Raw genomic sequence first — 7,762 nt, 5'->3', positions numbered from 1 at the left:
GGGCGCGGCGGGTGGTATTTGTTTTAGGCATTATCCAAAAAGTTGAGAAAGCAGGGGAACAAGGGTGCCGCCGATCAAAGCGACGCCGCCGCCCGCCATGAGCTGCTTCATGCCCTGGCTCTTTGCTTATGTGTGATAAAGAAGTAATAGAAGTGTAAAAAATTTTGCCGTTCCTATCCGGCACTTGGCCATTGTGTCGGATAGGTCGGGCGTTAGGCTTCGGGCAAGTCAATCTTGCCGACAAAGCTGTAATAAATCTCAATGTCCTGCCTGCGGGTGCCGTTCTCGTCATAACTGCACTCATGCACGACGATTTTCTCAATCATTTCCCGCAAGAGGGTGGGGGTCAATTCCTCAAAGGCAAGGTGCTTTCGGACAATCCCCATAAACTTTTCCGCGTTGACGGTGGCGGCCTGCGACTTGTCCAGTTCCTCCTGCAAAGCGGCGGCGCGGTCTTTCAGTTCCCGCTGCTCCTGCTCATAGTCTGCCGACAGTTCCATGAAACGCTCGTCGCTGATTTTGCCGTTCACATTGTCCTCATACAGCCGCTTGATAATGCGGCTCACTTCGGAAATGCGCTCCTGCGCCTGTTCAAGCTGCTTCGTGGCTGCGGCGGTCTTTCTCTTGCCGCCGATCTCGTTCTGCTGGATAAGCAGCTTCACAAAGCGGCTCTCATGCTTGGCGGCGTATTCGGTCACTTGCCGGAGATTGGAGAGGACACCGGCGGTCAACAGGTCGGTGCGGATAAAGTGCGCCGTACAGTCGCGGGTGCGCTTCTTGTAGCTGCCGCAGATGTAACAGTCCTGCTTGCGGTTCTTGTTCTGATACCGCTGCTGGTACATCACATGGCCGCAGTCGGCGCAGAACAGCATACCGGAGAACAGCCCCACCTCGTCATAGCGGTTCGGGCGTTTGCGCTGCTTGCGTAACTCCTGCACGCGCTCCCATGTTTCCGTGTCGATAATCGGCTCATGGTGGTTCGGGAAAATGGCCTGCTTCTCGATGGGGTTCTCTACGCTGTGCTTGGTTTTGTAAGAGGGCTTCTCCGTCTTGAAGTTTACCAGACAGCCGGTGTACTCCCGGTTTTCCAACAGGTGGACAACGGTATTTGTCGCCCATTTGCACTCATAGCCGGGGTGGTAGCGGCGGGTGCTGCCCGTCCTGCGGTATTCCAGCGTCCCCGGCGTGGGGATTTGCTGCTCCGACAGCATACGGGCAATCTTGGTCGGGCCGTTCCCGGCAAGGCAAAGCTGGTATATCTGCTGGACAACCGGCGCGGTTTCCTCGTCAACGATATAGTTCTCGTCCTCGTCCATGAGATAGCCATAGACCGGCTTGCTGGTAACGGGCTTGCCGCTCATGCCTTTTGCTCGTTTTACTGCCTTGATTTTCTTGCTCGTATCTCTCACCAGCCATTCGTTGAACAGATTTCGCAGAGGGGTAAAATCGTTGTCCATGCCGCCGTTTGCACTGTCCACATTGTCGTTGACAGCGATAAAACGCACCCCCTTTTGAGGGAACAGCATTTCCGTGTAAAACCCTACCTGCAAGTAGTTTCGCCCTAACCGGCTCATGTCCTTGACGATAACTGTACCCACTTTCCCAGCTTCAATGTCTGCAAGCATGGCTTGAAAACCGGGCCTTTGAAAGTTCGCGCCGGAATAGCCGTCGTCGGTGTACCAGCGCAGGTTGGTAAAGCCATTTTGTTTTGCAAAGGTTTCGAGTATCCGTTTTTGGTTCGATATGGAATTACTCTCGCCTTGCAGTTCGTCCTCATGGGACAATCTCGGATAAAGGGCGGTAATGAGGTTTTGGGTGGCTTGTCTTAACATAAAATCCTCCGTTTCCGACAGCCAGCCCCACTATTCCGTGGTTCCATTGTACCACGGAACAGGGCTGGTTGTATAGCGGCAAAAGTGTCAAATCTGCTTCTTTACAGCTTGTCAAATCGCCGGTTTTTGTGTAGCAGCGGCTTCCGCTTCCAGTACCCGCGCCATTTTGTCGGCGGCGGTGGTGGTAGTGTCTTTCTTGAAATAGCCGGACACGACAAGGACGGAATTGCCCATGCGGATTTCCGTCACGCAGTCGGGGCGGCGGGCGGTGCGGGTATCGTGCTGCTTGTTATCTGCCATAGGCAATACTCCTTTCAGTCGGTAATCAGTTTTTTCATGCTCTCCATTTTCCGCTGTGCGGTTTCCTGCCGGAAGTTCTCGCCGGTAAAGCGTACCGGGACGCACATGGAAAGCAGCCGGTCATAAATCCGGGAATGGGCGGTGTCCTCCGGGTTTCGCAGGTCGTCCAGCGTGAGGTTGGTCGTGACGATCAGCGGCTTGCCGCTGCGGTAACGGCTGTCTATCACATGGAAAACCTGTTCCAGCCCGTATTCCGTCCCGCGCTCCATGCCGAAGTCGTCAAGGATAAGCAGCGGATAGCGGCAAAGGCGGGAAATGTACTCGTTGCGCCCTTCAAAGCTGGCGGCAAGGTCGTTGAGGATAAGGGCAAAGTTCGTCATGTGGACGGGGATTTCTTTCTCCATAAGGGCGTTTGCGATACAGCCCGCAAGGTAGCTTTTCCCGGTTCCCACGCCGCCCCAGAACAGGCAGCCGATATTGTCGGTTCGCATATCCTCCCAATGCTCCACATACCGGCGGGCAATCCCGGCCTGCGGGTTCCTGCCGTTGTCGTTCTCAAAAGTCCAGTCCCGCATGGTGGGGTCGGTAAAGCCCCGGCGTTTCAATTCCTCCACGGTGTCAAGGTGCCTGCGCCGCTTCTCGGCGGCCTCCCGTTCCTCGCGGGCGGCTCTCTGGCAGTCGCACTCTGCCGGGTGGCGGTCACGCCCAAAGATAGCAGCCTTATCCGGCGCAAAATAGGCTTCTTTCGGCTTGCGGCACTTGCCGCAGTACAGTAAACCGTCCTCGCCGGTGTAGTCCTCCGGCTCCGGGGTGGCAGCCGTCATATTTTCCAAAACAGCGTTGATTTCGTTCTTCATAAACTCTCGCCCTCCTTGCATGAGTAGTCGGGTATGCCCTTTTTCGGGGCTTTCTTGGCTGCGTCCTCCTGCGCCCATTTGTAGATTGTGGCGGCATGGCTCTTGTATCGCTTGCCGCTGGACGCGATATGGCAGGATAGCCGGTCAATGTAGTAGTTCCATTTGTCGGGCAGGTCTGCTTTCAGCCCGTCCAGTTCTGATTGCGAAAGAAAGACATTTTCATATCGACCATAAGCGGCGCGGGTGGGCTGTCCCGTATCTAACTCTCGCTCTCTCTCTTTTTCTATCTCTATCTCTTTCTCTATCTCTATCTCTGGTGGACAAATGTCCGCTTGATATGGTGGACATTTGTCCGCCCCGGCCTTTGGCAAGGCTTTCTGCTCCTGCAAAGCCAGCCTTGCCCGCCGTTTCCGCTCCCCCTCGGTAGAGGATTGGCCGATAAGCAGTTCAATGTTGCTCATATACAACGCGCCGTTCTGTAACGGCTCCACAAGCCCCAGCTTCATAAAAATCTGCAAGGCTCGCTCTACGGTGCCGACTTGCTGGCGGGTAATGGTGGCAATCATCTGCGCGGTGTAGGGAATATTTTCATCAAGCTGCAACTTCCCGCCGTTTTTCAGCGATTTCAGGTACAGTTTCAAGAGAATGTTGGAATAGAGGATGCCGTCCTGCATACTTTCCAGCAGCACGATAGCGTCCTCGTCAAAGTAATTCTCTTTCAGCTTGAGGTAGTAGTATTTTCGGTTGTCTGACATGGTTCCTCCTTTGGGTGGATTTGGGGCGTTTGTACGCATTTAGAACGCCGTTTCCGGGGGAAAAGGATAAATGTATCAAGCCCCCGTTGAGGGCGGGCAAAAAACCCTTGATTTACAAGGGTTTGACAGCCCCTAAATGCGTAGAAAGGTGGTAGCGTTTGCGCTGTCGCTCGGCTTCTTTGCGGCGGCGTACTCTGGCGGCGCAGTCGGGGCAGTATTTTCCCCGGTTTGACTTGGGGACAAAGGCCGCGCCGCAGACGGCGCACCGTTTCCGGCTCCCCCGGTACAAGAGGGCTGCGGCCAGTTCCCTGTCAAGGGGCAGGACAGCCACACGGAACCACCGGCACATGAGGGAAAGGGAAATGCTCTGGACGCACATGCAAGGCTCCCCATCGTCCAACAGCAGGCAGTTTCCCTCGTCGTAGTTACAGCACTCATGCACCAGCCGCCGCGCCCGCCGGTGCTGGCGGTAGTCCATGCGGGGCAGCTTATCGCTCATGGCTCTGCTCCTTTCTGCGGCGGGGTTCCTCCCGGCGCAAAATCTGGTCGATATTCCGCTTGACCGTCTGCAACTCCGCATACCGCTGTTTCTGTTCGTGGTAGGTGTTATACAGGCCGGATTTCTTGGAAACAAGCTGCTCGATCTCGGCCTGCAACGCTTTCCGGGCGGGCAGCTTGGTAATGCCATGCTCCCGGAAATACCGGGCGGCTGCGTCGGCTATGATAAAATCGCTCTCATGCGCCTGCCGGTAGGCGGCGCGGGCTTTCTCGGATTTCTGTGCTTTCAGCCCGTCGCGGGCAGGCTTGGTCTTGGCGTAAGCAAGTACCTGTTGCTGCAACTCCTTTTTCCCTTGTAGCTTCGTTTCCAGTGCTTTCAGTTCGCCGCTGGTCTGGCGCATTTCCTGATAGGCGGTATCAACGGCGGCTTCTAACTGCTCCGGGGAAGTGAAGCCATATTCCTGATACACATTCAGCGTCGCGGCCATTTGTTTGAGGTTGTGCATGGTCGCCCAGCGTTCATAGCCCCGGCCTTTGCCCTCGGCTTTCTTCTGCTCAATGTCCACAAGCCGTTGCACATTCGGCGCAGTTCGGGCGGCTCTGTCTGCCCGCAGTTGGTCTTGGATAGAGGGCGGGGTGCTGGATATAGTCGCGGCTTTTTCTGTGGCTCTGGCGGCGTTCTGCTCCAAAACGGCAAGGACAGCGGCGCGGTCAAAGTCGTCGCCCAGCTTCCGGGCGGTAATGGGTTTCGTCCTGTCCGGCGTAAGGTAGGACAGCCGCCCCCGGCTCTCCTTGACGGTTACGCCCTCCCGCAGCAGCAGAGAGGAAAAGTCCTCGAATGAGGTTGCCGCAGACAGCGCGGTGCGTATGGTCTGCCGCAGCTTCTCCTTGTTCGTTTCAAACTTGGTCTGCCGGGGTGTGATACCGCCTGCAATCATGGGGGCGTTCTGCTTATCCAGCGCGGCCTGTCCCTTTTTCTGCGCCCAATACTCCCGGTCGGTCACGCGGTTCTTGCTGCCGTTCAAGAGGTCGATTTGGTAAAGCCCCTCCCGGTGGCACATCTCCATGACTTCGGACTTGAAGTAGCGCAAGGCCGCGTCGGTACAGCGGTGCTTGCAACCGGCTTTCGTGTCGGCTGGCCTGTCCATGTAGGGCAGGAACGGCACCTCCTCTATCCGCAGCGAATTGATAACGATATGCACATGAATGTTGCCGCTGTGGTTATGCCCGTCCGGGTGGGTGCATACAAGGGCTTGGTGGCCGGGGAAATGCTCGGCGCAAAACCTCTCGCCCAATTCCTGCGCCCGGTCTACGGTCAAGCCGTTGTCCGGGCCGTCCCGTGGGTCAAAGCTGATGATATAGTGGTGACTTTTCACATCTTCCCGCTGTTGGTTCTTCCCATAGCGGAGATTTGCCCGCATACAGGCAACGGCAAAATCCTCCGCGCCGCAGTTCAGTGTGGACAGCCGGTAGTCCTCGCGGGGGATAAGCCTGCCGGTTTCATCAAGGACGGGCTTCATGGTAAACTCGTCATGCTCAAAAAGCAGGTATTGTTCGGCGGCTCCGTAGTCGGCGTTTTTAGAGTTGATATGCTTGAGTGTTGCCAACCGCGTCACCTACTTTCTTGAGGACTTCATACTTGAGGGCGGCAAGGTCGGCTATGGCGGCGCGTACCTCGCCGGACAGCGTATTGTAGGGTGCGCCGTACTCATTCAGATACCGGGCAATCTGATTGAGGTTGCCGCCGATCCTGCCGTATTCGGCGGCCAGCTTCCCGACAACGGAGAGCAGTTCGTCATTGACCGCCGACACATGGATAACGGGGCGTATTGTGGTGCGCCGTATCGCCTGCCGGAGAAATTCCGACTGGCTGATACCATAGGGCGCAAGCCGCGCTGTGAAGTCGGCGTATTCATCTTCGGACAGCCGGGTTTTTACAACGCGGCTGCGGTGGGGTGTGTTGTATCGCTTCGGCATGGGCTGTAAACCTCCTTTCACTTATCACAAAAAATGCTCTTATCTGTTAGCCGTTTCCGGGGCGAAAGAGAGAAAAACTTTTCGCCGGACGGAAATCTTTTTTACGGCGCAAGCCGCATAGCAGGGTTTGGGGAAGGCACTCCCCAACAAGTTTCCCGCGAGGGGCAAAACCGCAGAATTGCGGATTTTGGCACCGTGGTAGAAACTTGCTCTCCGTGACTGCAAACTTTCTCTCACTTCCGTCCGCCACTTTTTTGGAAAACTGCAACCACAAAAGTTTGTTTCTCTTTTTCTGCTACTACTAATCCTGTAAAGGGCATTCCTGCCCGCTTTCGCTAAAATGACACCGGACGCAGTGGTTTCTACCCGGTGTTGGAGAAATCCTTTCTCTTTGCCCTCTACTACGGGTAAATGCTCCAAATGCCAAACACCAGGGCAGAAAAATTCCCTCCTCGCTTACTACTACAACCGGCAGGGGGCAAAATGGCCGGGAGCGGAGCCGGACAACAAAAAAAGCAGTAAATCTTTTTCAAGACTTACTGCTTTCGCTGGCCGCGTCGGTGGCGGCTGGTATTCAGTTTTTATGACTTGTCCGGTGGTTCGTCAAGCCGGAACTTGAATTGACAGTCAATTAACCGCTGCTTTACATAGTCCTCCACCTCGGCGTTGACCTGCCCGTTCACTTTTGAGAAATAGCGGATATATCCGGCGTAGTGGAGCAGGACAGCGTTCACGGCTTCTGGGTCGCCCTCACGGGCTTTGAGGATTGTTTCATAGGGGAGAAGTCTACTCATACCGGCTCACCCCCATTTCTTCGCGTAGCCGCTGCAAGGCAAGCTGGATATGCCGCCCCGCTGTGCTGCGTGACCGGCCAATACACGCGCCGATCACGCGCTGCGGCTGGCGCAGAAAGTAATAGCGCAGGATTTCTTCCCGCGTCTGCTCCGGCAAAACAGAGATCGCGTCGGCAAGGGCGGCGTTGCAGAGCAGGACGGTCTGACCGCAGACGGTAAATGGGTATTCCTCGTCCGGCTCCGACGCGGCAAACTGGACAAACTTCTCGTTCATCAGATAGTCAAGGGAAACTTGCCGTTCCCATTGCCGTTTAAGCTTCAAAATCTTGTCCAAGGCGGCACAGCGGATAACAGTCTTGCAAAAGGCGTTGTACCTGCGCTGGATATATTCTTGATAGGCTATCTGGTCGGTCATGGAAATTCCCCTTTCTGAATAATAGTGCGGGGCGGTGGCACTTCTTGCTGTCGCCCCTTGATTGCCTACCAGCAAAGGCGGGCGGGGCTGTCAACGGCTGCGCATATGCGCCGTTCATCTTGACCGTTGACTGGCTCGGCTGGGTTTGCTATTTACCCGACAAACTTGAATTTATTTTAAGCTATCACGTTTTACCTTCTTAAGCCTTACTATCATTACCATAGGAATTTCTTTGTTGGTTTTAAAACATTCTTCATAAAATCCATCAATGACAAATCCAGCTCTAAAACAAAGGTTAAAAATATCTTGTATGGAACGATGATAATAAATCTGC

9 protein-coding genes and 1 pseudogene are annotated in these 7,762 nt (G+C 55.1%); all 10 read right to left on the bottom strand.

Features of this window, described 5'->3' with window-relative positions:
• Nucleotides 1-30: 30 nt before the first annotated feature.
• A pseudogene (locus tag OCV64_RS15950) lies at nt 31-126 on the bottom strand (Maff2 family mobile element protein); the annotation flags it as partial.
• Nucleotides 127-212: 86 nt separating this feature from the next.
• Nucleotides 213-1,832: a recombinase family protein gene (locus OCV64_RS15945; RefSeq protein WP_262670539.1), complete on the bottom strand. Its 1,620-nt coding sequence runs from the start codon at nt 1,830-1,832 to the stop codon at nt 213-215.
• Nucleotides 1,833-1,943: 111 nt separating this feature from the next.
• Nucleotides 1,944-2,132: a transposon-encoded TnpW family protein gene (locus OCV64_RS15940; RefSeq protein ID WP_020995296.1), complete on the bottom strand. Its 189-nt coding sequence runs from the start codon at nt 2,130-2,132 to the stop codon at nt 1,944-1,946.
• Nucleotides 2,133-2,146: 14 nt separating this feature from the next.
• Entirely contained in the window at nt 2,147-2,989 is an 843-nt protein-coding gene (locus OCV64_RS15935) for an ATP-binding protein (RefSeq protein ID WP_262670538.1), read from the bottom strand.
• Entirely contained in the window at nt 2,986-3,744 is a 759-nt protein-coding gene (locus OCV64_RS15930) for a phage replisome organizer N-terminal domain-containing protein (RefSeq protein ID WP_087369061.1), read from the bottom strand. Before OCV64_RS15930 ends, OCV64_RS15935 begins: the two co-directional genes overlap by 4 nt.
• Before the next feature lie 112 nt (nt 3,745-3,856).
• Nucleotides 3,857-4,243 carry a cysteine-rich VLP domain-containing protein gene (locus OCV64_RS15925; RefSeq protein WP_262670537.1) on the bottom strand — a complete coding sequence of 129 codons (387 nt, stop codon included), beginning with the start codon at nt 4,241-4,243 and terminating at the stop codon, nt 3,857-3,859.
• Complete coding sequence (locus OCV64_RS15920; protein ID WP_262670536.1) at nt 4,233-5,849, bottom strand: relaxase/mobilization nuclease domain-containing protein; 1,617 nt, start codon at nt 5,847-5,849, stop codon at nt 4,233-4,235. Before OCV64_RS15920 ends, OCV64_RS15925 begins: the two co-directional genes overlap by 11 nt.
• Complete coding sequence (locus tag OCV64_RS15915) at nt 5,821-6,219, bottom strand: plasmid mobilization protein (RefSeq protein ID WP_262670535.1); 399 nt, start codon at nt 6,217-6,219, stop codon at nt 5,821-5,823. Before OCV64_RS15915 ends, OCV64_RS15920 begins: the two co-directional genes overlap by 29 nt.
• Before the next feature lie 581 nt (nt 6,220-6,800).
• Nucleotides 6,801-7,013, bottom strand: a complete 213-nt coding sequence (locus OCV64_RS15910; RefSeq protein ID WP_002586615.1) for a helix-turn-helix domain-containing protein — start codon at nt 7,011-7,013, stop codon at nt 6,801-6,803.
• Nucleotides 7,006-7,428: a sigma-70 RNA polymerase sigma factor region 4 domain-containing protein gene (locus tag OCV64_RS15905; RefSeq protein ID WP_002586616.1), complete on the bottom strand. Its 423-nt coding sequence runs from the start codon at nt 7,426-7,428 to the stop codon at nt 7,006-7,008. The genes OCV64_RS15910 and OCV64_RS15905 overlap by 8 nt, the downstream gene beginning before the upstream one ends.
• Between the last annotated feature and the right edge of the window lie 334 nt (nt 7,429-7,762).

Source organism: Muriventricola aceti (genome assembly GCF_025567565.1).
In the GTDB taxonomy this organism is placed as follows: Bacteria; Bacillota; Clostridia; order Oscillospirales; family Oscillospiraceae; genus Lawsonibacter; species Lawsonibacter aceti.
Note: the sequence above shows the minus strand (reverse complement) of the source record. Positions and strands in the feature narration are given on the sequence as shown.